25 protein-coding genes are annotated in these 18,997 nt (G+C 36.1%); 6 read left to right on the forward strand and 19 right to left on the reverse strand.

Annotated features, from left to right (window positions below; genetic code table 11):
• Nucleotides 1–41: 41 nt before the first annotated feature.
• The 6 genes from AB1278_RS20610 to greA form a co-directional block, all read right to left on the reverse strand.
• Nucleotides 42–1,334 carry a TlpA family protein disulfide reductase gene (locus AB1278_RS20610; protein WP_429816720.1) on the reverse strand — a complete coding sequence of 431 codons (1,293 nt, stop codon included), beginning with the start codon at nt 1,332–1,334 and terminating at the stop codon, nt 42–44.
• 61 nt (nt 1,335–1,395) lie between these two features.
• Nucleotides 1,396–1,617, reverse strand: a complete 222-nt coding sequence (locus AB1278_RS20615) for a signal peptidase (RefSeq protein ID WP_110010702.1) — start codon at nt 1,615–1,617, stop codon at nt 1,396–1,398.
• Nucleotides 1,618–1,622: 5 nt separating this feature from the next.
• Nucleotides 1,623–3,596 carry a T9SS type A sorting domain-containing protein gene (locus tag AB1278_RS20620; RefSeq protein ID WP_110010701.1) on the reverse strand — a complete coding sequence of 658 codons (1,974 nt, stop codon included), beginning with the start codon at nt 3,594–3,596 and terminating at the stop codon, nt 1,623–1,625.
• Between the two features lie 74 nt (nt 3,597–3,670).
• Entirely contained in the window at nt 3,671–4,858 is a 1,188-nt protein-coding gene (gene clpX, locus AB1278_RS20625) for an ATP-dependent Clp protease ATP-binding subunit ClpX (RefSeq protein WP_110010700.1), read from the reverse strand.
• A 68-nt stretch (nt 4,859–4,926) separates the two neighbouring features.
• Nucleotides 4,927–5,316: an HIT family protein gene (locus tag AB1278_RS20630; protein WP_110010699.1), complete on the reverse strand. Its 390-nt coding sequence runs from the start codon at nt 5,314–5,316 to the stop codon at nt 4,927–4,929.
• Between the two features lie 57 nt (nt 5,317–5,373).
• On the reverse strand, nt 5,374–5,844 hold the full coding sequence (gene greA / locus AB1278_RS20635) for a transcription elongation factor GreA (RefSeq protein ID WP_110010698.1): 471 nt from the start codon (nt 5,842–5,844) through the stop codon (nt 5,374–5,376).
• A gap of 109 nt (nt 5,845–5,953) precedes the next feature.
• Between greA and AB1278_RS20640 the strand changes: the two genes are divergently transcribed.
• The 3 genes from AB1278_RS20640 (at nt 5,954) to AB1278_RS20650 (ending at nt 8,796) form a co-directional block, all read left to right on the forward strand.
• Nucleotides 5,954–6,409 (forward strand): hypothetical protein, encoded by a 456-nt coding sequence (locus AB1278_RS20640; RefSeq protein WP_343641198.1) that lies wholly within the window; start codon nt 5,954–5,956, stop codon nt 6,407–6,409.
• A 9-nt stretch (nt 6,410–6,418) separates the two neighbouring features.
• Nucleotides 6,419–6,868, forward strand: coding sequence for a D-aminoacyl-tRNA deacylase (dtd, locus tag AB1278_RS20645; RefSeq protein ID WP_343641196.1), 450 nt, complete (start codon nt 6,419–6,421; stop codon nt 6,866–6,868).
• A 269-nt stretch (nt 6,869–7,137) separates the two neighbouring features.
• On the forward strand, nt 7,138–8,796 hold the full coding sequence (locus AB1278_RS20650) for a S8/S53 family peptidase (protein ID WP_343641194.1): 1,659 nt from the start codon (nt 7,138–7,140) through the stop codon (nt 8,794–8,796).
• 91 nt (nt 8,797–8,887) lie between these two features.
• On the opposite strand, the gene AB1278_RS20655 is transcribed toward AB1278_RS20650, so the two are convergent.
• From AB1278_RS20655 to AB1278_RS20710, 12 genes are all read right to left on the reverse strand, one after another.
• A complete protein-coding gene (locus tag AB1278_RS20655) occupies nt 8,888–9,400 on the reverse strand; it encodes a hypothetical protein (RefSeq protein ID WP_110010694.1) in 513 nt (170 codons plus the stop codon).
• Nucleotides 9,401–9,460: 60 nt separating this feature from the next.
• On the reverse strand, nt 9,461–10,000 hold the full coding sequence (locus AB1278_RS20660; RefSeq protein WP_110010693.1) for a hypothetical protein: 540 nt from the start codon (nt 9,998–10,000) through the stop codon (nt 9,461–9,463).
• Nucleotides 10,001–10,053: 53 nt separating this feature from the next.
• On the reverse strand, nt 10,054–10,311 hold the full coding sequence (locus AB1278_RS20665) for a DUF1361 domain-containing protein (protein WP_429816728.1): 258 nt from the start codon (nt 10,309–10,311) through the stop codon (nt 10,054–10,056).
• Between the two features lie 31 nt (nt 10,312–10,342).
• Entirely contained in the window at nt 10,343–10,759 is a 417-nt protein-coding gene (locus AB1278_RS20670) for a DUF1361 domain-containing protein (RefSeq protein ID WP_429816730.1), read from the reverse strand.
• Nucleotides 10,760–10,765: 6 nt separating this feature from the next.
• Nucleotides 10,766–12,136, reverse strand: a complete 1,371-nt coding sequence (locus tag AB1278_RS20675) for a DUF4153 domain-containing protein (RefSeq protein WP_429816733.1) — start codon at nt 12,134–12,136, stop codon at nt 10,766–10,768.
• Between the two features lie 58 nt (nt 12,137–12,194).
• Nucleotides 12,195–12,488: a hypothetical protein gene (locus tag AB1278_RS20680; RefSeq protein WP_343641183.1), complete on the reverse strand. Its 294-nt coding sequence runs from the start codon at nt 12,486–12,488 to the stop codon at nt 12,195–12,197.
• Nucleotides 12,489–12,499: 11 nt separating this feature from the next.
• Nucleotides 12,500–12,985, reverse strand: coding sequence for a Coq4 family protein (locus tag AB1278_RS20685; protein ID WP_343641181.1), 486 nt, complete (start codon nt 12,983–12,985; stop codon nt 12,500–12,502).
• A 6-nt stretch (nt 12,986–12,991) separates the two neighbouring features.
• Nucleotides 12,992–13,294, reverse strand: a complete 303-nt coding sequence (locus AB1278_RS20690; RefSeq protein ID WP_429816737.1) for a hypothetical protein — start codon at nt 13,292–13,294, stop codon at nt 12,992–12,994.
• Nucleotides 13,295–13,323: 29 nt separating this feature from the next.
• Nucleotides 13,324–13,614 (reverse strand): hypothetical protein, encoded by a 291-nt coding sequence (locus tag AB1278_RS20695; protein ID WP_343641177.1) that lies wholly within the window; start codon nt 13,612–13,614, stop codon nt 13,324–13,326.
• A 64-nt stretch (nt 13,615–13,678) separates the two neighbouring features.
• Nucleotides 13,679–13,969, reverse strand: a complete 291-nt coding sequence (locus tag AB1278_RS20700) for a winged helix-turn-helix domain-containing protein (RefSeq protein WP_110010688.1) — start codon at nt 13,967–13,969, stop codon at nt 13,679–13,681.
• 96 nt (nt 13,970–14,065) lie between these two features.
• Nucleotides 14,066–14,683: a hypothetical protein gene (locus tag AB1278_RS20705; RefSeq protein WP_202840515.1), complete on the reverse strand. Its 618-nt coding sequence runs from the start codon at nt 14,681–14,683 to the stop codon at nt 14,066–14,068.
• Between the two features lie 215 nt (nt 14,684–14,898).
• Nucleotides 14,899–15,663, reverse strand: a complete 765-nt coding sequence (locus AB1278_RS20710) for an enoyl-CoA hydratase/isomerase family protein (RefSeq protein ID WP_202840513.1) — start codon at nt 15,661–15,663, stop codon at nt 14,899–14,901.
• Nucleotides 15,664–15,921: 258 nt separating this feature from the next.
• Between AB1278_RS20710 and AB1278_RS20715 the strand changes: the two genes are divergently transcribed.
• Nucleotides 15,922–16,473 carry a phage tail protein gene (locus AB1278_RS20715; protein WP_110010685.1) on the forward strand — a complete coding sequence of 184 codons (552 nt, stop codon included), beginning with the start codon at nt 15,922–15,924 and terminating at the stop codon, nt 16,471–16,473.
• 37 nt (nt 16,474–16,510) lie between these two features.
• Nucleotides 16,511–17,332, forward strand: coding sequence for a T9SS type A sorting domain-containing protein (locus AB1278_RS20720; RefSeq protein ID WP_429816743.1), 822 nt, complete (start codon nt 16,511–16,513; stop codon nt 17,330–17,332).
• Between the two features lie 81 nt (nt 17,333–17,413).
• Here the strand turns inward: AB1278_RS20720 and AB1278_RS20725 are convergent, their stop codons facing one another.
• On the reverse strand, nt 17,414–18,100 hold the full coding sequence (locus AB1278_RS20725) for an SMUG2 DNA glycosylase family protein (RefSeq protein ID WP_202840510.1): 687 nt from the start codon (nt 18,098–18,100) through the stop codon (nt 17,414–17,416).
• A 176-nt stretch (nt 18,101–18,276) separates the two neighbouring features.
• Between AB1278_RS20725 and AB1278_RS20730 the strand changes: the two genes are divergently transcribed.
• The gene (locus AB1278_RS20730) at nt 18,277–18,954 is read left to right on the forward strand and encodes a CPBP family intramembrane glutamic endopeptidase (protein WP_429816746.1); all 678 of its coding nucleotides are present in this window, start codon (nt 18,277–18,279) and stop codon (nt 18,952–18,954) included.
• Nucleotides 18,955–18,997 lie beyond the last annotated feature (43 nt).

Below are 18,997 nucleotides of genomic sequence, written 5' to 3' on the forward strand. Positions count from 1 at the left end.
TTGGTGGTGCAAATATAGAAAATATTTCTTTACCTCCAAAATTATTTTACCTTAAAATATTCTAAAACATCTCCAACATGATCTGGTTTGCTGATTATCTTATTGTTAGCATCCAAAATAAAATACGTCGGAGTTGCATGAATATTATACAAATCTGTGTAACTGCTGTTCCATCCTCTCAATTCTGAATCATTCACCCAGGGAAATGCAGCGATTTTTTTGGTATATGAATTCTTATCCACATCCAAAGACAGCCCTACAATCTGGATATTTTTTGATTTCAGATCATTGTATTTTTCCAAAAGTTTTGGAAGTTCACTTTCACAGTGTGAGCATGTGGATGACCAGAACACAACAACCTTTTTATCTGCTTTAATATCGTGTAATGATTTTGCAGTGGTATTAACAGGTGACTGGAACTTATAATTAGGAAAAACAGCACCCATTTCTATGTTCGCATTCGATTTCAACGTAGAAGCAAGTCTATCGTTAATGGTACACTTAAGATTTTTGGCAAGAGACAGATATTTACTCTTATATTCATCCATCTGATAGACATCAAAAATATCAATCAATTCTGACAATACAGTCTGCCCTCTTGGAGTTTCTACCTTTAAACGATCCAATACCTTATCAACAGAAGCCGTAACGTTTGTATTCCCTCCTGAATTCAGATAAGCCACCAACAAAGGTCTTAATAATGATGAGCTTTCAAGCATATCACCGGATTTGTCCAGAAAGTTGATTATTTCTTCCTGATCTACTTTTTTCACGGAATCAGGAGAGTTGGAAAGAAACTTGCTGTAATTCGTATTGTAATAAGCAATAAACGGGTGTTGCGCTGCATCAATAGAGCTTGATGTGCCGGAAAGCCTGTCAATTTCTGTTTTCAGTGCTTTCCCAAAGTCTGTATTATCTTTATAATATTCTTTAATCTGTGCTAAAGCCGGTAAAATAAGCTCTTTCTTTTGTGAACCCTCCTGTTGTTTACTCATCAGATTATTGGCTTCATCCAGATAGATAACATCCTTCACTTTATTATTCTGAATATCCAGTTTAAAGTTGACATTTTTATTTTCAGAAATAAAGCTTACGGTATTATTGGAGCCAGGGAAATAGACTTTCATCATCCCCATATAATGGCCCGGATATTTAAAAGTCCACGTACTATTCTTACTCTGTTCTTTAGTAACAATAATATCTTTCGATCCGTTTAATGTATATAAAATAGCGTCCTGATCTTTAAAATCTGCCGGAGTCTGAATTGTAACAGTAAATTGAGCCTGCAGAGCAAATGCAGTTAAAACTGCAGATAGCATATAAATTTTTTTCATATAGTAAAAATAAAAAAACTCCCTGACTAATCAGAGAGTTTAATATTATTTTAATAAAATTTTATGCTTTTACGCTCTTGTACTTTTTTGTAAAGTAAACAATAAATCCAATTGCTACGATACCAAGTACATATACATACATATCAATTGGTGAGGCAGGTGACCCGGTACCATTTCCTCCGTTTCCTCCTCCTCCCGGGATTGCTGGTTGTGGTGGAGCGGCATTTGCTAAAGATACAGCAAACAGGAAAAACGCCAGAACTAGTTTATTAATAGTTTTCATGTGGTTTATTTTAAGATTTTAGTATTAACAGTTTCTCCCTTATCAGAAACGATTTTTACAACATATGAATTTTTAACTGAGCCATCAAGCTCGATTACAAAATCTCGGGATGTTTCAACCGCTTTTTTAGAGATTACCAGTTTACCGCTCATATCATAAACTTGAATGTCCGCTTTTTTCCATTTTGGATCAAATCTAACAATGTAATTTGTAACTGATGGATCGTAAACAACAAGTGTTCTTGAAACACTAGGAGCTGTTTTATCTACAGCCAAAGTAATATTACTTGGCTCACCATAATACAAGTTAGCTTCTTCATTTGTTACCGCTACAACATCTCCTTGTTTAGCCTGTACTAAATTTCCATTTTCCGCTTTATAATAGAAACCAATTCCTGAAGATAACTGGTGTGTCCCAGCAGGAATAAGTTCTGCATTTTCTCTGATCTCGAACTTATAAGATTTAACCTGATCAAGTTTATAGTTAACTAACTTAACATTTTTACCTTGGAAGTTACTCTCATTAGCTTCGTTAATATATAACCAATAATTAGTATAATTGTTATCATACCCACCATTCAGCGCTTCTTCGTAAGTACCAATGATTCTGGTACCTGCTGAAGCCTGAACTGTTGTAGCTGTAGAAACCTGGTGTCCTGTTGTAAATGATGGAGAAACCACATAATATGTTCTGGAAATCTCTTTACCATTAGCATCAAGACCGATTACCCCAAGCTGTTTCACTGTACTGTTTGTACCTTTACCAGCCATTCTGGCTGCATTTACACCGTTAGGGGTACCTGCTGCTCTTGCTGTTGATTTGAATCTTCTCAGTGTATTAAAATCTAAAGTCTGAGCTGTATTGTCTCTTAACTTTATTTTAAATGACTGCATAGGTTTCATTACTACATTATCAACATCTCCAACAGCTGGAGCAACACCATCACCTGTAGTAACAAAAGTAACCACCTGAGCACCTGTAGCATAAGTAGAACCTCCCGGAAGTGTAACAACAGTACCCGGGTTATATTCAATACCCCAGATATTTTTTACAGCATTTCCGTCTGATCCGGTAACACTTTCAGTATATCCGATATTAGATAAATCTAAATTGGTAAGGAATGGGTTACCAAACTGATACCAGTTTTGTCCAAATGTTCCAGCCCATGCGCTTGTAGTAAACTCAAAACTGTCATCTAAATAAGTGTTGTACTTTTCGTTGTAAGAATTCACAGCATTACCACCAGCTCCGAATACGACATTAGAAGGTCCCAAATTAGATTTTCCTCCATTCTGCAATGTTACAGTTCCAGCTAACGGAGCATATGGCTTTCCGTTAATATTGAATACTGTTCCGGTTGCAGGTGTGCTTGGATTCCAATCATTATTGGTAACTTTCAGCATATAATATCCCGGACCATCAGTAGTTGTAGTTGCTAAATTTGTAAAATGTGCAGAAACTGCATTAGCGTTGTCCCACTTAAGAATTGGATTGCTGTATCTCCCCGTATTGAAAGTCTTACCAACTTCAGTAGATAATGAGCTTAAAGCTTTACCATAGAAAGGCAAAGCAACTTGTTGGAAATAATTACCACTACCATTACTTGTAGTTCTGTACTCTTTGGTTACAATACCCGTAATGTTGGACTGGGATAGCCCATCGATGTACAGCTGGCCATACGTGGAAGTAGCAAAAGAAGCAGGGGTATTCAGTCTTAAGATGATATTTCCACCATCAGTTTTATCACCTGTTCCGGCAGCATTAATTGTCTTAAAAGCATCTGTACCAGATCCTACAACCATAATATTTCCATGCACGTCCAAAAGGCCATTACCCTTTGTTTGTACACCTCCACCGCTATAAACTAGGGTGCCTTCGCTCACATACATATTAGCATTAGTGTCAACATGACATAGTATCTGCGCCTGAACAGAATAACTAATTGCTAAAAGACCTATAGCAAATAAACTTTTTCTCATTGTATAAATTATTTGTGTGTTAATACAATCTTCACCCGCAAAGGTATTATTATTTTTCTTAAAAAAAAAATTTTTTATCTATTAATCAAAACATTATCTTCATTTAAGATGATATCTTTCTCCTCTCCTATTGAAAACATGTAGTCTTCTAGAACTTTTTCGGTGGTCCCTCTAAGACCTCTTGCACCTAGTCCTTTTTCAATAGTTTCTTCTACGATTTTTTCAATGGCTCCGTCTGTAATAACCAAATTTGTGCCATCCATTTTAAAAAGTTCCACAAATTGATTCACAATAGAGTTTTTAGGTTCCTTCATGATTCTTACCAGAGTCTCTTTGGTGAGTTTATCAAGGTAAGTGATGATTGGAAATCTTCCTAAAAGTTCCGGAATTAATCCGAAAGTACGAAGATCAATTGCATTAATATTTGTTAATATATATTCGTCTTCGTCAGTTTTATTGATTTTTTCAGAGCTGAACCCGATGGCCTGCTTGTTCATTCTTCTTTCGATGATTTCTTTGATTCCGTCAAAAGCTCCTCCTGCAATAAATAAGATGTTTTGGGTATTTACCTGAATATATTTCTGATCCGGGTGCTTTCTTCCTCCCTGTGGCGGAACATTCACAATACTTCCTTCCAGCAGTTTCAGCAATCCCTGCTGTACTCCTTCTCCGGAAACGTCTCTTGTAATACTTGGGTTGTCTGATTTTCTGGCAATTTTATCAATCTCATCAATGAAAACGATTCCTTTTTCAGCTTTTTCCACATCATAATCTGCCACCATAAGAAGTCTTGAAAGGATACTTTCAACATCTTCTCCTACATATCCGGCTTCTGTTAAAATAGTAGCATCTACGATACAGAAAGGAACATTAAGCTCTCTGGCAATCGTTTTCGCCAAAAGGGTTTTACCTGTTCCGGTTTCCCCTATCATGATAATGTTTGATTTTTCAAGCTCCACCTCCCTGTTTTCGTCCTGGGCGTGAAGTAATCTTTTATAATGATTATATACAGCGATTGAAAGCTGCTTTTTTGCCTGATCCTGTCCAATTACATACTGATCAAGGAATTCTTTGATCTCTTTTGGTTTTTTAAGCTCATCCATGCTGTCTGCAGGTGAATATCCTGTTTTGGATGCACCATCTTTTACGATCGCATGTGCCTGCTCTATACAATTTTCACAAATAAAACCATTCTGCCCGGAAATCAGCATCTGTACTTCATTTCTTTTTCTGCCGCAGAAAGAACATTGGTTTGAGTTCATATGATATAATATATATGTATATGTTAAAGAAAATCGTAAAAAATTACTTTTTTACGATTTTCTGGTTGTTAAGAATTCATAATTGAGTGTTGAATCTCTGTATATTCTTCGTTCGTTAATTTTAATCTTTCATTTCTGAAATTCATATCTTCCATCTTATTTAAAGGAATCAGATGGATGTGCGCATGAGGAACTTCAAGTCCCACCACTGCTACTCCTACTCTCACACATGGAACTGCAGTTTTGATCTTCTTGGCTACCTCTTGGGCAAATCCCCAAAGGTTTTTGTATTCTTCACTTTCAAGATCAAAAATCAGATCCACTTCTTTTTTAGGTACAACTAAAGTATGTCCCTTCACCAAAGGCATTGCGTCTAAGAATGCAATAAAGTTTTCATTTTCTGCAATCTTATAAGAGGGAATTTCGCCATTAATGATTTTCGTGAATATAGTGCTCATTTTATCAGAAGTTTGGGTTAGATATTTAGAAGTTTAGAAATAGAAAGGGATATCAGACTATAAAGAAATGTCTAATACTTCGAAAGACAGTTTGTTTCCGTTGGGTAAAATAATTTCAGCAGTTTCACCAATAGCTTTTCCTAACAGACCTTTTGCGATAGGTGTATTCACAGAAATCTTCCCTGTCTTCAGGTCGCTTTCATTATCCGGTACCAATGTAAATACCTGCTCCTGCTTGGTAGCATTATTTTTAAGTTTCACTGTTGTTAAGATTGAAACTTTTGAAGTATCTAATTGGCTTTCGTCTATAATTTTAGAAGTAGAAATAACATCTTTCAGCTTGGAAATTCTCATTTCAAGCATCCCCTGAGCCTCTTTAGCCGCATCATATTCTGCATTTTCCGATAAATCTCCTTTATCTCTTGCTTCTGCGATCTGCTGAGTAATTTTTGGTCTCTCCACAGTTTCCAACTGTTCCAGCTCAGCTTTCATTTTCTCTAGGCCCTCCTTAGTTACATAGCTTGCCATAATTTTCAAAATTTAGTTTTAGTATAAAAAAATAATCCGACATTTGCCGGACAATGTTTTCGTGTTGTAATCGTTTAATTTTTACAAATATATAAAAATTTAAATTGAAATGAAAAAAACTTTTTCAATCTTATCCATTTTCAGTTTATTGATTTTCAGCAATTTAACCATAAACTCATGTGGAAGCAGAGAAGATACGGTAACCTGCTTTCCCAATGTTCCTATCAATGTATCACTTAATTTAAACCTGCCTGCTTATTATGCTTTAAACAATATCAACGGCTGGATTTATGTGAACGAGCAACAGTCAGGAACCAGAGGATTGATTATTGTCCGTACAGCCAACGGATTTAAAGTGTATGACAGAAATGCACCGCACATATGTCCTGATAACAATACTACTCTTGAGGTAAAAGATAATATTGCCATCGTATGTCCTGAGGATAATACCAGATGGATCTTAAGTACGGGACAACCGGAATCGGGTGCAAAAACTTCTCTGCCACCTAAGACCTATCCTTACAGTTACGATGCTGCAAGTAAAACCTTAAATGTTTATTATTAAAAATACAAAATGAAGATCGTTATACAAAGAGTCTCCGAAGCCAGTGTAAAAGTGGACGGAAAAATTGTGGGTGAAATCGGAAAAGGGCTTATGCTGCTGACAGGTATCGATGAAAATGATGAAAAAGCTGATGCAGACTGGCTTGTACAGAAGGTTTTAAATCTTAGAATCTTTGGTGATGAAGATGACAAGCTTAATCTTTCTGTGAAAGATATTTCAGGAGAAATTCTTTGCATCAGCCAGTTTACATTAATTGCAGATTATAAAAAAGGCAACAGACCTTCTTTCATAAAGGCCGCAAAACCGGATAAAGCTATACCGCTTTTTGAGTATTTTAAGGAGGAAATAGCCAAATCGGGATTAAAAACAGAAAGCGGAATTTTTGGAGCTGACATGAAGGTTTCTCTGGTCAATGACGGGCCTGTAACCATTGTAATGGATTCTATTACCAAAAGCTAAGCAGAAAAAGACAAATATGTAAAATACATCCGATACGCTTCAATTTATGAAGCGTATTTTTTTGATGAGTACGTATAAAATATGCGCTCTTAACCCTCACTGGTTTTGAAAACCTGTGAGGTTATAACTCAAAAAAAAAAAAAAATCCTTTATACAAAAGAAAAGAGTAAAAATTTTAAAATTAAATTCACAAAAATGTGATTTGTTTTCAATTTATTATTATTTTTGACGCAAATCAAAACTGATTCACAACCATTTAACAAAATTGTATGAAAACAAAAATCAATCTTTTCGCATTGTTTGCGTTCTGTTCTACTCTGTCATTCGGGCAGGACAGTCAGCCCAAAATGGCTACTGAACAAAATTCAATTATTTATGTATGCTTTTCAAAAGGCATCAATTCAGAAAAAACAGCCTTCAGCAGAAACGCTGATCTGGAAAGATTTTCAAGAGAAAATCACATCGCATTCAAGTATGATCTGGACTTCACAGACAGCAAACTTGATGAAATGGCCAGAAACAGCAAGGCCATCGGAAATTCCACGGAATCTGTGGAAAAACTGAAAAGAATTTATAAGGCTGATATTCCTATTCAAAATAAAGAAACCTCAGAAAAAATCATCCATACTCTGGAGAGGTTTCCTGAGATAGAATATGTATCTGTAATGAGTGGCGAGCCTATCGAACCACCTTTGGTAAATGCTTTTGTGGCAACTCCTGATCTGGAAAGCCTGCAGACCTACCTGAATGATAATCCGGGAATCAACGCCAAATATGCATGGTCCCGAGGAATCACAGGCCAGAATATCCGTGTGCGGGATGTAGAATATGGGTTCTATAAAACTCACGAGATGCTGTCTAATCAAAACTCCATACAACTGGAACCGGGATATTCTCCAAATGCCGGACTGGCCAATAATAATTACCGTGATCACGGAACGGCAGTAGTAAGTATTTTAGGTTCTGTAAAAGATAATATTGGGCTTACGGGAGCAGCCTACAATACTTCTGAGATAAAAGGCTATATGGAATGGACGACAGTAGGTTATAACAGAGCTTCTGCCGTGAGCAGATCCATCAACGCTTCTCAGGCCGGAGATATTATTTTGTATGAAATGCAGACTGGCGGAAAAGACGGGCAATATTGTCCTGCAGAATATGATAAAGTAATCTGGGATCTTACAAAAGCTGCTACTGATTCAGGAATCATTATTATCGCAGCGGCAGGTAACGGGAATCAGAACCTGGATGACCCTTTTTATGCTACGTATCTTGCGAGAGGAAACAGCGGAGCTATCATTGTAGGAGCAGGATCTCCCAATACTACCCATTCAAAATTAAGTTTCAGTACTTATGGAAACAGAGTGGATGTACAGGGCTGGGGAAGCAGTGTGATGGCAGCAGGTTATGGGTCTTATGCGAAATATGACAATGATAACAACAGAACCTATAATTATTTCAGCGGCACCAGTTCTGCTACGCCGGTGGTATCTTCTGCGGCTATTTTGATCCAGTCTTACTATCGTCAGACTACAGGTCAGTACTTAACCCCTTCAGCGATGAAAAACCTTTTAATTTCAACGGGGATTCCTCAGGGAGGAACTGTGACCGGCCAAAAGATCGGACCTCTTCCCAATGTGAAGAATGCGATTCTTCAGCTGGAAAGTAAATTGGCAACACCTGTTACAGCTTTACCGGCATTGGAAGTTAAGATCTATCCTAACCCGTCCAGCAGTTCTATCGCTATTCAAAGCAATGAAAATAAAAAACTGGATGTAGAGATTATTAACCTTCAGGGTCGTACGGTTATCAAAAATTCAGTTGTACCAAATGAGAAAATTGATATTTCCCAATTACCGACAGGTCAGTATATTATTAATATTAATGAAGGCCAGAGAAGAGTTGTTGAAAAACTGACAAAGCTCTAAAAAATAAAGATTTTTATATACATTTTACTTCACATTAAACCCTCTTCCAGAATACTGCAAGAGGGTTTTTAAATAGTAATTTTTTTTGCACTTATTGCGCAGGAACACTGCTGAAATTCAGTGCCACTTTGATGTTCATATCTGAAGAGGTCTGATTTTTCAGCTCGTACACTGTTCTTACTGTTAAACCAGAACTTTTTACAATTTCATCCAGAAATCCGGTATCATTAAGATCAAGATTTAAGCTGGAAGAATTGGTGGAAATATTGGAACGCGAAGCGATGAGTCTTTCTCCCGTTCCGTTGGATGAAACGTATATTTTTACAGTTTTGAAAGCACCCAGATTTCCTCCTGAAGGAGAAGCTACAGAGATTTTCGCATCTGAAATTCTTACGTCTTTAATTTTTGCATTGTTATTTCCTCCGAACCAGGTCTGTACATTGGTAGCTGTTGCAGTGGAAGAAACTTCTTTATCTGCAGGAACTCCCGTAGACACCAAAACATTCGTTGTGTATGGAAATGTATTCTGAACCAGCGACTGTACGGTTCCGCAACTTACGAGTACAGCTGAAGCGGCCATTGCTGTTAGAACTATATTTTTCATAATTTTTAAATTTTAAACTTAAAGGTTAGTTTGCAGAAATTGTACCAAATTGATTGAATTTTATTCTACAGTTACCGTAAAACTTCCTTTTGTATTTCCGGAAGCCATGTTACTTTTCCCGATAATCAGCCATACTTCACCTTTTCCGGGAGTATCATAGGTGATTTCTCTTCCGAAAGGCCCATCATAATTTCCGTTTGGAAGTCTGATCTGATTGAACCGGATATTGAAGTCCTTTTCTTTGGTAGAAATTTTTGCTTTGATGTTCGGGCGGTCGTAGTGGGTCAGTTTTAAAATAAAATCCTGATCATCTTTTGTAAATTCTTCTCCAATGGTAAAAGGCAGCTGATTAGCATCCGCGGTTCTTATGATCTGTCCGTCTTTTTCATTTCTCATCACCCCTTTTCGCAGAACTTCCTTAGTGGCCGGAGCATTGTTAATAATGGAGTCTTTCTTTCTTAATGCTGCAGAATCTGTTTTTACCACAGAATCCGGCATTTCTGTTACCACTGTAGAATCCTTCTCCGGAACGTTTGTCACAGCTGGATCTTTTTTACAGGCAACAATAATCAAAGGAATTAACAATAAGCTTTTTTTCATAATAATTATTTTAAGAATGGATCAACATTAATTATGCTGAGCTCATTTAAATGCTAAAACTGTTCCAATCCGTTTAATGATTTGCTTCCCGGCCGCAATTCTTTTTCTTCACTGATGCCCGACCATTTAAATGTAAAGTACATAAAGTTGAGCATAATTCCCATCAAAAGAGTAACACCCCATGTTTTGGTATATTCCATCGGATAAATAAATCTCACTACAATATCAGAGAACAGGCCGAAAGGATTATTAAGTACATCCCAGCTGTTCCATCTCAGAAAACGGCCAAGATAAACTCCAAAGCTGCTCATGAAAAGAAAAAATACAATAATTCCATTGATACTATTTTTTTTTCCCGTAATAAGAAAGTTTTTTTTCAATATCATTAAGGCTAATAAATCCGCAGATCAGGCCGGTCCATGCATAAGAAAGAATCACAATGAGATCATACCAGACCGGGATTGAATTTCTTGCTCTGAGATGAAAAAGATCTGTCAGGATGTAGGGAGAATTGGGAAAGAACAAAATCCAGATTATAATAATAAAGACCAGCGAGATTTTACTTCTGATATTAAAAGCAAGAACAAAAGAACTTAATAATAAAGGAATCCACGCCAGAAAGAGGTTCCAGTTGAGAAACAAAAACACTTTTGTATCACTGATATAGTATCTAAAAGCAGAAAGACTGAAACAGAATATGGTCATCATTATCAACAATACATTAATTTTAAATTTTGAGGGTTCTACAAAGTTTTTCATGATCTTTTATTTTATAGTCTGATAATATAAAATCTTTGAAAGAAAGTTTTTGGATGTTTCGTTTTTCACCTTATCCTGCAAGGTCTTTTTAAGTTTCTCATCATTTTTTTCATCCGCATATTTCAGAAGTGCTTTTTCACTAAAGTTGATAGACGTTACATGATAGTTGACCGCAAAATCCTTTCGTTTCATATTCTGGGAAGTAATAAAACCACCCCAGTTGAAGTAACTGCACACAAGGACAGTTCCATAAAAATACCAGATCATTGTATTAACAAGGAAAATATTTCTTTTTTGCTTTTGAATTTTAACATAAGTCAGAACAAGGCCGATCAGTGATAAAAGCAGGAAAGCAAATACACCTAGTCTTTTATAGGTAAATGCATAATAAACAATATACTCATAATTTTTAAGGGCTGCGGAAATAACAAGAACAGCATTAAGGAAAATCCATATTTTGGCTAATACTTTCAGTGAACCTGCTTTCGGATCAAAATTAAATCCTGATTTAAAATAAAACATAATCACAAGAATTGCCATGACAATAGACATAATAACGGCGTTTACTCTCTCATGGGTTTCTTCTGAAAGCTGAACAGGTGTTTTTACAGCTTCATAAAACTGTTCATAATTATAGGTAATAATAAAGAATACCAATAAAACATTCAGCAAGACAAAAGAAATAATTCCGCTTATTCTTTCTGCATCAAGATCAAGAAAGGAATAAGTAGCTTCGGGAATCCGGGATTCTTTGCGGAACTCGTTATCCAGAACATGATTGTTTTTATAGATCAACTTTTCCACTGCATAATTCCAGTAATTAAAGGCAATAAAGAATCCCAGCACAGAGAGACAGAATACCTGCCATAGATTAATATCCAGCTCATAATCTGTGAAAAGGGCTGCAAAATGGTCGCTTCCTGCAGAATATATTCCAAAGAAAACAGAAACCAGCACCAGCGGAATCAAAAAGAAAGCCAATGTCTTTTGCCAAAATCCTGAAAAATTTTTCTTAGGCAGCCACTCATCAAAGCTAAAAAAACGACAGAAGGAAGTACAGCTATTCACAATAAAAACCGGTATTAAAAAGAGAATCTTCAGCCTTCTGTTCTTTGATTTATATCCCAGCAAAAGCAACGAGCTCACCACTGCAATAAAGGATGTAAAATCTCCAAACCAGGCAAATGCAATGCTGGATAGAATACTTGTTGCAAAAAGGCCATATAGTATTCCTGTTTTATTTTTTGCAGGTGTTCTGAAAAGTGTTAATAATGCGTAGACAATTCCAAGAATTCCAAGATTAAGCCCCAGCTCCTGATCATAAAAAACGATGACAAAGAGAATGGCTGTAAGAAATATATAATGATGTGTTTTCATGAGGTTAATTATTTAAAAGATTGAAAGAATTGAAAGATTTAATTTACAGAGATAGAGATTAGCAAAAATTAAAGAATAGGGTGAGGTATAGAAAAGTAACAGGGATATTGAGCAGCAATAGAAGGACAGAGTTTCCGTTTCTTTTCTTTTCGGAAATATCACTCAGGAATTCCATCAACTCATATAAAGTGATCAACAGGTTCGTTACAGCAGCAATCACAACGTAATAAAACCCAAATATGATCAGAAATTCAGCTCTTGTGATCCAAAATAAAAGCAGCAAAGAGGTACCCAGCAAAAAGGAGATTAAAAATGTCTTCTCCCCTAGTGGGCTGAATTTTATTTTTTCCATTATTTTTAATTTTAATGAAGAACTATCGTTTCTTTCTGTTGAATAAAATCTTTCACATGCTCATAATTCTGCCATAGCAGCTCTTCAAAATCCCAGTAATGAAAGGCTCTCATATTTTGTCCCTTTTTATACGCTTTGATATAAATTTTCGCATACTCAGGCAGTATAATTGTTCCCAATACGATTGCAGCCAACAGATGTGCATTGAGTTTACCGTTTCCAAGGAGCAGATACTGCATGGCAATTTCATCTTCGAAGCTCGTTCCACAACCGGTAATCAGATGGTGTACATCATGATTTTCCATTTTGGGGATCATCGAAAAACCGTGTTTTCTGTAAAATTCTCCCAGTTTTCGGCCTAAAGAATCTTCCTGAAACTCCAGCAGTTGTTTTTCATTGAACTGCCACTGTCTTTTTTTCTTTTTGAAATATTTTCTGTATAATTTTTGAGTTTTATCGTATACAAAAAGCAGAAACTGAACACGTATTTTTTTCATAGTGAATTAATTAAAAATAACAAGATTGCATCCTATTATGGTATAAAGTATAGCTATGGGTATATTGATCAGAATTAACCCCGCCGACTGTAAACAGGCTTTACTTGCAGACCGGTCTGCAGCAGCATATATCAACAAAACTGATAGGACAATAACATTGAATACAGTTCCATAAGTAATCAGTAAAAATCCTGAGTCTGCAAACCAATATTCTTTTGTTAGAATGTATCCGAAAAGACAGATATTTCCGGCTAAAAAGAATAATCCGAATATGAATCTTCCGAAGTATATAATTTTTTGATCTTCCATTATTTCAAGGTTTAAATAAAGAAGGCTGATCAGCTTCCCGCAAACGGGCTTCCGAAGATTCCTACTGCTAATTCGCCCCAGATAAGTACCAGAGCCAGCAATATGAGAATGCAGATCATCATTCTCTGACTTTGCTTTTTGATTTTATTTCTAACCATATTGATCAGAAAAGCGGTTGTAAAAAGCAAAGCTCCCGCAATAAGAAAATCTGCTCCTGACCAGTTCACTTCCTTAGAAAACAGATTGCCAACCAAGGGAATACTGAGTAAAGCCAATGGAAGGGCATAAATGGCGATTGTTTTTTGTTTCTGTGTCATCATTTTATTTAATTTAAACATATAAAGTACTTTGTAATTCAAAGTTAATTTTCAAAAAAATATAGGACTATCGCCCCAATAATTTTTCCAGTGCATCTAAATGCTCATTAAACGCCTGCCTTCCGCTCTGTGTAACACGATAAGACGTTTTAGGTTTCTTCCCGACAAATTCTTTCTTTACTTCGATATAGCCTGCTTTTTCCAGCGCATTGCTGTGGCTGGCAAGATTTCCGTCTGTAATTTCGAGCAGGCTTTTCATTTCAGAAAAATCAACCCAGTCGTTAACCATAAGAACGGACATTATCCCCAGTCTTACACGGCTTTCGAATTCTTTATTGAGCTGATTTATTTTGATCATTTTACTTTATCTTTATTCTGAAACACTGCTAAAATGCAATATGCTTGATTATTATTCCGATTTTCACTACTCAATAGCAAAACCACATCTCATTCATTATTTATACTTCTTATGCATGATCAATCCATACACAATATGCAGAACACCAAAACCAATGGCCCAGAACAGCAATCCCCATCCTAAAAAGAACAAAGAAATAAGTCCCAAAATAATCTCAAGATATCCTAAATACTTTACATCCGTTAATGTATATCGTTCTGCGGCTACCAGAGCCAATCCATAAAAAATAAGCGTAGCCGGAGCAATGAAAACAAAAAGATGATGATAAAGAAGCGCAAGGCAAAAGACACCACCTGCTGCCAAAGGCACTGCAAAGGTAACCAAAAGTCTCTTTGTTGTAGCATCCCAGATCTTCAAACCTTTCTTTTTACTTTTATGAGCTGTAAAAAGATAACCGCTGAGGATTGCAATTACCAGAATAACAATACCAATCAGGACAAGCTCTTTAACCAAGGCAGGTCCCAGAATATTTCTGTCCCCATCAAAATAACTGATTCCTTCCCTCTGAAAAACGCAGTACACATATACAGCACCGATAATAGCCGTTAAACCCGCAACAACTCCTGATAAACCACTTAGCGAAATAAATCTGGAGGACCGCTCCATCATAGAACGGATATGCGATAAGTCTTCGTGATAGTTTTTTGAATCCATAAAAAGAACTTTGAATTACAAAGTTATGATTTATTTTCAATCTTCCAAGTTTTTTTTAAAATTCTGGAAATAATTCTCATAACGATATATTAATTGTTTTATAAGCAGCGGAAAAGCTAAAACTTGTATCCTGACATATAATAATGCACAAAAAATCCGTAAAAACAAAAATTTCTACGGATAGCTTTTGGATTAAAATCCTTTATTTTTATACCTTATTTAGCCCTTAACCTTTCTTTAATAGACTCAATATTTTTCTTTGCAGAATCTTCAAGAATAAGACTTGCACTCATGTGAATTCTTGCCGGCATCAATTCATTGAAATGATCTGTTCCTTCCCATGAAACTTTTTTAATTAATGCTAAAGCATCACTGCTTCTGGATGCTAAAGTCTGCAAAAATTTCTCCAGCTTTTCATCCATTTCTTCAATAGTATCTGAAACCGAATGATAAATATTATGCTGTTCAGCCCATTCAGCAGATCTGAAGTCTGCATCAATGGCCATAGCGGAGAATTGTGACTTACCTATTTTTCTTTCAACATAAGGGCCAATTACAAAAGGGCCTATTCCAAGATTGATTTCTGTAAGTGCAAGAGCTGAGTCTTTAGTAGCAAAACAATAATCTGCCCCGCAGGCAATCCCTACTCCTCCGCCGGTAGTTTTTCCCTGTACTCTTACCACAACAATTTTCCCACAGTTTCTCATTGCATTTAAAACTTTGGCAAAACCTCCGAAAAATTGTGTGGAAGCTTCAAGTTCCTCAATGGCTAAGAGCTCGTCAAAACTTGCTCCTGCACAGAAAGCCTTCTCACCGGCACTTTTCACTAAAATAGCTTTCACTTCTTCTTTTGCCCCTTCTTCAAGGATAGTTTCTGCCAGTTTTTCCAAAATTGCTCCTGGAAGAGAATTACTTTTAGGTGTTCCGAAACTGATTTCGGCAATATTATTTTTAATTTCTGATGCTACAAATTCGCTCATTTTTATTTTTATTGGATTCTTACAAAAATACGAAATACAGCTCGTTCAGAGAAACTTAAAGTATAAATTTTCTTTTCCGAATCCGCAAAATTCAAGACATTATTACGTAGAAATACGGAGTTTTTAATTTGGTATTTTCTACTCTAGTACCTGCCTTTTATTAATTGTTCCTTTGAACTAAGAATTAATAACCAAAAGGCGGAATCTGAAAAGCCTGTAAAAAGAGTAAGAAATCTAAAAAACTAAAAACATATTATCATGGACGAGTACATTGGAATCGTAAAATTATTTGCAGGAAATTTCGCACCTAGAGGCTGGATGTTTTGTGATGGAAGTTTAATAAGCATCTCAAGAAATTCTGCTTTATTTTCTATTTTAGGAACAACGTACGGTGGAGACGGTATCACTACTTTTGCCCTGCCTAACTTAAAAGGACGTATGGCTTTGGGAGCAGGGAATGTAAACTCCGGCGAAAGTTATCCTTTGGGAATCGTATCCGGTACAACACAAAATACTCTTTTATCATCGAACCTCCCAAGTATAGGAGCCGGATTTCAGCTTAAAGTAGCGAATAAGAATGCCAATTCATCTACTCCTACAGCTACCTCAACAATTGCCATTTCAGGAACGCAAGTGGGAAGAGATTTCAATGCAGTACCGAGTTTCGTGAATGATGCCAACCCTGATACAACTATCAATCCGTTAAGTATTTCTTATACAGGACAAGGCTTACCGCTGAATAATATGCCTCCTTACCTAGGCTTAAATTATATCATTTGTGTTGAAGGTATTTATCCGCCAAGGGATTAATATCCACACCATAACCTAACATTTAAAACAAAACATCATGAAAAGCACTACTTTTTTAGCAATCTGTAGTCTGCTCATTTCAATTTTTTCATTCGGGCAGACCAGTACAGAACAATTTGAAACGGAATCGCACGGAAGTACCAGCTTCACCGATAATGGAGTCATCTTTAATATCATTTCACATGTAAGTGTTTTTGATATTCAGGGGAATTTCCCGGGAACCGGCTGGAGTGGAACAGCAAATGATAACAGATACATTGATAATTCTAACAATACTCAATCTCCGCCATCATTCAGCATCAAAACCACATCTAATTTGTTTAAAGTAAACAGATTCTGGATGTTTCTTTCTGCATTGAACCTGGATCTTAATGTTGCGGGAACACTAACTGTAACCGGAAAACTAAGTGGCGTAACAAAATTTACCCAAACAAAAACAACCGGATTTGCAACAAGCTTAGGTAGCACGAATGGATATACTTTGATTGATCTTACCAACTTAAATGGTCAGAATTACTCAAATATTGTGATTGATGAGTTACAAATCACCGCGAACGGAGCTTTCCGATATGTAGGTTTGGATGCTTTCACCTGGGTGAAAGACAGTAATCTGGTACTGGGGACATCGGAAACTAAAAGCACAACAAAAGACCTGACTGTTTATCCTAATCCAACCAACGGACCTCTTTCTATTACAACAGAAAAAGCAAGTGAAGCTAAGATCTACAACCTGGATGGTAAATTGCTGAAAACTATTCAAACTCAAAAAGGAAATAATGAGGTTAATATTTCAGAGCTTCCAAAAGGAGTTTATATTATTAAAACAGCAACAGAATCTACCAAAGTCATTAAAAACTAATATCATGAAATTTTACAAGTTCCATATCCCACAAAGATTCTAATTCATGAATGACAAATCCCTTTTAACGAAGGGATTTTGTCATTTTCTCAAAGCTAAAATGTACTTGTCTATATAAAGCTGTTTTTCTTTTGATTTGTACTGCTGGATATATCTTGGATGCTCCAGAACGGTCATCGTCTCAAAGAGTTGGGTTTCTTTGTTTAATTGTGAAATGAATTCGGCATTCTTTTTACCCAGAACAAAAACTTCTGAGGTATCCAGATTAAGGCTGATATGCTTCTTCAAAGATTCGATCATAAAGTCTTTGACTGAATTGAAGAGTTCTTTATCATCATAATAGTTGGCATTGAGCCAGCCGTTTTTTGTTTTTCTTACAATAGCCAGCGGAAATGGAGAATTGATATAAATATCTTTATAGAAAAGATCAGTACCACCATAGTCTTCAATCATATCATACATGAAAACGGAAGAAACTTCATGGGTACGGGCAGATTTCATTTTGATTCCGCAGACATTTTCCAGTCTTTTTGTATCGGTAAACGGAACTCCAGTTACTCCCGCGCCATGGCGGCTGGGATTGATTCCGATGATGAATTTCCTCTTAGCTGAATCATCGTAGAATTTATGATAAAACTCTTCCATCACCTTCAACGTCTCAGGATTATCCAGATAAGGATTCAGGACTTGAAAATCATCAGGAAGATTTCCTGTGAAACTAAGGTTTTTGTTGAAATCTATCACATGATCCGCAAAAGTTTTATCCATGAAATCATTTTTATTGTAAAGTAACAAAATTATCCTGTTGCTCAAACCTTTTATCATCATCCTGTCAAGGTTTAAAGTCTTGAACGATAAATATTTTAAAGAAACTTTTCGCATCCGTTTTTTTATTATATTCGTTTTCAATAAGATAACACTTATTCAATTAAAACTTCTAACCTATGATTGGAATTATTATTGAGCTTATCATTTCGTGGCTTCTCCTGAGGTTCATCGCAAAAAAGGACCTTTCTGTTTTAGGATTTAAACCCAGCCAGGCAAGATTGATTAACCTGAGCATAGGTTTTCTTTTGGCAGCTGTAGTATGCAGCGTTTATCAAATCTTGACAACAGCCTTTATCAATAACAGCTGGATACTGAATAAGCCAATATCATTTTCTGCAGCATTGATGAGCTTATGGTGGATTGTAAAGTCTGTTTTGTTTGAAGAATTACTTTTCAGAGGGGCTTTGCTATATCTTGCTATTGAAAAATGGGGAACAACAAAAGCCTGCATTTTATCTGCTGTCTGCTTCGGAGTCTACGACTGGTTTTCTTATAGTGCATTCGGAAATCCTTTTCAGATGGTAATTATTTTTGTAATGACGTCTATTTTTGGGTGGATGCTCGCAGTGTCCTTTGCTAAGACAAAATCTTTGTACCTTCCTATAGGTCTTCATCTGGGCTGGAATTTGTTTAATATTCTGATATTCTCGAACGGACCGCTTGGCAAGCAGCTCCTTATAAAAGCTAATGCAAATCATCTGGAAGGAATCCCTTCATTGCTTGTTTTTTTGTTTCAGATATTCGCGTTACCCATTTTAATGTACGGATATTTTAAGTTTAAGAAAAAAATATAAAAAACTGCCAATCACGAGGAGTAGCAGCTTTGTGTATTGTTTT

The sequence above is a fragment of the Chryseobacterium sp. NRRL B-14798 genome, assembly GCF_050470705.1.
In the GTDB taxonomy this organism is placed as follows: domain Bacteria; phylum Bacteroidota; class Bacteroidia; order Flavobacteriales; family Weeksellaceae; genus Chryseobacterium; species Chryseobacterium cupriresistens.

Bases quoted from the DNA above. Each gene is read 5' to 3' on its own strand.
- AB1278_RS20610 (WP_429816720.1), bottom strand. From the start codon at position 1,334: ATGAAAAAAATTTATATGCTATCTGCAGTTTTAACTGCATTTGCTCTG.
- AB1278_RS20615 (WP_110010702.1), bottom strand. From the start codon at position 1,617: ATGAAAACTATTAATAAACTAGTTCTGGCGTTTTTCCTGTTTGCTGTA.
- AB1278_RS20620 (WP_110010701.1), bottom strand. From the start codon at position 3,596: ATGAGAAAAAGTTTATTTGCTATAGGTCTTTTAGCAATTAGTTATTCT.
- clpX (WP_110010700.1), bottom strand. From the start codon at position 4,858: ATGAACTCAAACCAATGTTCTTTCTGCGGCAGAAAAAGAAATGAAGTA.
- AB1278_RS20630 (WP_110010699.1), bottom strand. From the start codon at position 5,316: ATGAGCACTATATTCACGAAAATCATTAATGGCGAAATTCCCTCTTAT.
- greA (WP_110010698.1), bottom strand. From the start codon at position 5,844: ATGGCAAGCTATGTAACTAAGGAGGGCCTAGAGAAAATGAAAGCTGAG.
- AB1278_RS20640 (WP_343641198.1), top strand. From the start codon at position 5,954: ATGAAAAAAACTTTTTCAATCTTATCCATTTTCAGTTTATTGATTTTC.
- dtd (WP_343641196.1), top strand. From the start codon at position 6,419: ATGAAGATCGTTATACAAAGAGTCTCCGAAGCCAGTGTAAAAGTGGAC.
- AB1278_RS20650 (WP_343641194.1), top strand. From the start codon at position 7,138: ATGAAAACAAAAATCAATCTTTTCGCATTGTTTGCGTTCTGTTCTACT.
- AB1278_RS20655 (WP_110010694.1), bottom strand. From the start codon at position 9,400: ATGAAAAATATAGTTCTAACAGCAATGGCCGCTTCAGCTGTACTCGTA.
- AB1278_RS20660 (WP_110010693.1), bottom strand. From the start codon at position 10,000: ATGAAAAAAAGCTTATTGTTAATTCCTTTGATTATTGTTGCCTGTAAA.
- AB1278_RS20665 (WP_429816728.1), bottom strand. From the start codon at position 10,311: ATGAGCAGCTTTGGAGTTTATCTTGGCCGTTTTCTGAGATGGAACAGC.
- AB1278_RS20670 (WP_429816730.1), bottom strand. From the start codon at position 10,759: ATGAAAAACTTTGTAGAACCCTCAAAATTTAAAATTAATGTATTGTTG.
- AB1278_RS20675 (WP_429816733.1), bottom strand. From the start codon at position 12,136: ATGAAAACACATCATTATATATTTCTTACAGCCATTCTCTTTGTCATC.
- AB1278_RS20680 (WP_343641183.1), bottom strand. From the start codon at position 12,488: ATGGAAAAAATAAAATTCAGCCCACTAGGGGAGAAGACATTTTTAATC.
- AB1278_RS20685 (WP_343641181.1), bottom strand. From the start codon at position 12,985: ATGAAAAAAATACGTGTTCAGTTTCTGCTTTTTGTATACGATAAAACT.
- AB1278_RS20690 (WP_429816737.1), bottom strand. From the start codon at position 13,294: ATGGAAGATCAAAAAATTATATACTTCGGAAGATTCATATTCGGATTA.
- AB1278_RS20695 (WP_343641177.1), bottom strand. From the start codon at position 13,614: ATGATGACACAGAAACAAAAAACAATCGCCATTTATGCCCTTCCATTG.
- AB1278_RS20700 (WP_110010688.1), bottom strand. From the start codon at position 13,969: ATGATCAAAATAAATCAGCTCAATAAAGAATTCGAAAGCCGTGTAAGA.
- AB1278_RS20705 (WP_202840515.1), bottom strand. From the start codon at position 14,683: ATGGATTCAAAAAACTATCACGAAGACTTATCGCATATCCGTTCTATG.
- AB1278_RS20710 (WP_202840513.1), bottom strand. From the start codon at position 15,663: ATGAGCGAATTTGTAGCATCAGAAATTAAAAATAATATTGCCGAAATC.
- AB1278_RS20715 (WP_110010685.1), top strand. From the start codon at position 15,922: ATGGACGAGTACATTGGAATCGTAAAATTATTTGCAGGAAATTTCGCA.
- AB1278_RS20720 (WP_429816743.1), top strand. From the start codon at position 16,511: ATGAAAAGCACTACTTTTTTAGCAATCTGTAGTCTGCTCATTTCAATT.
- AB1278_RS20725 (WP_202840510.1), bottom strand. From the start codon at position 18,100: ATGGATAAAACTTTTGCGGATCATGTGATAGATTTCAACAAAAACCTT.
- AB1278_RS20730 (WP_429816746.1), top strand. From the start codon at position 18,277: ATGATTGGAATTATTATTGAGCTTATCATTTCGTGGCTTCTCCTGAGG.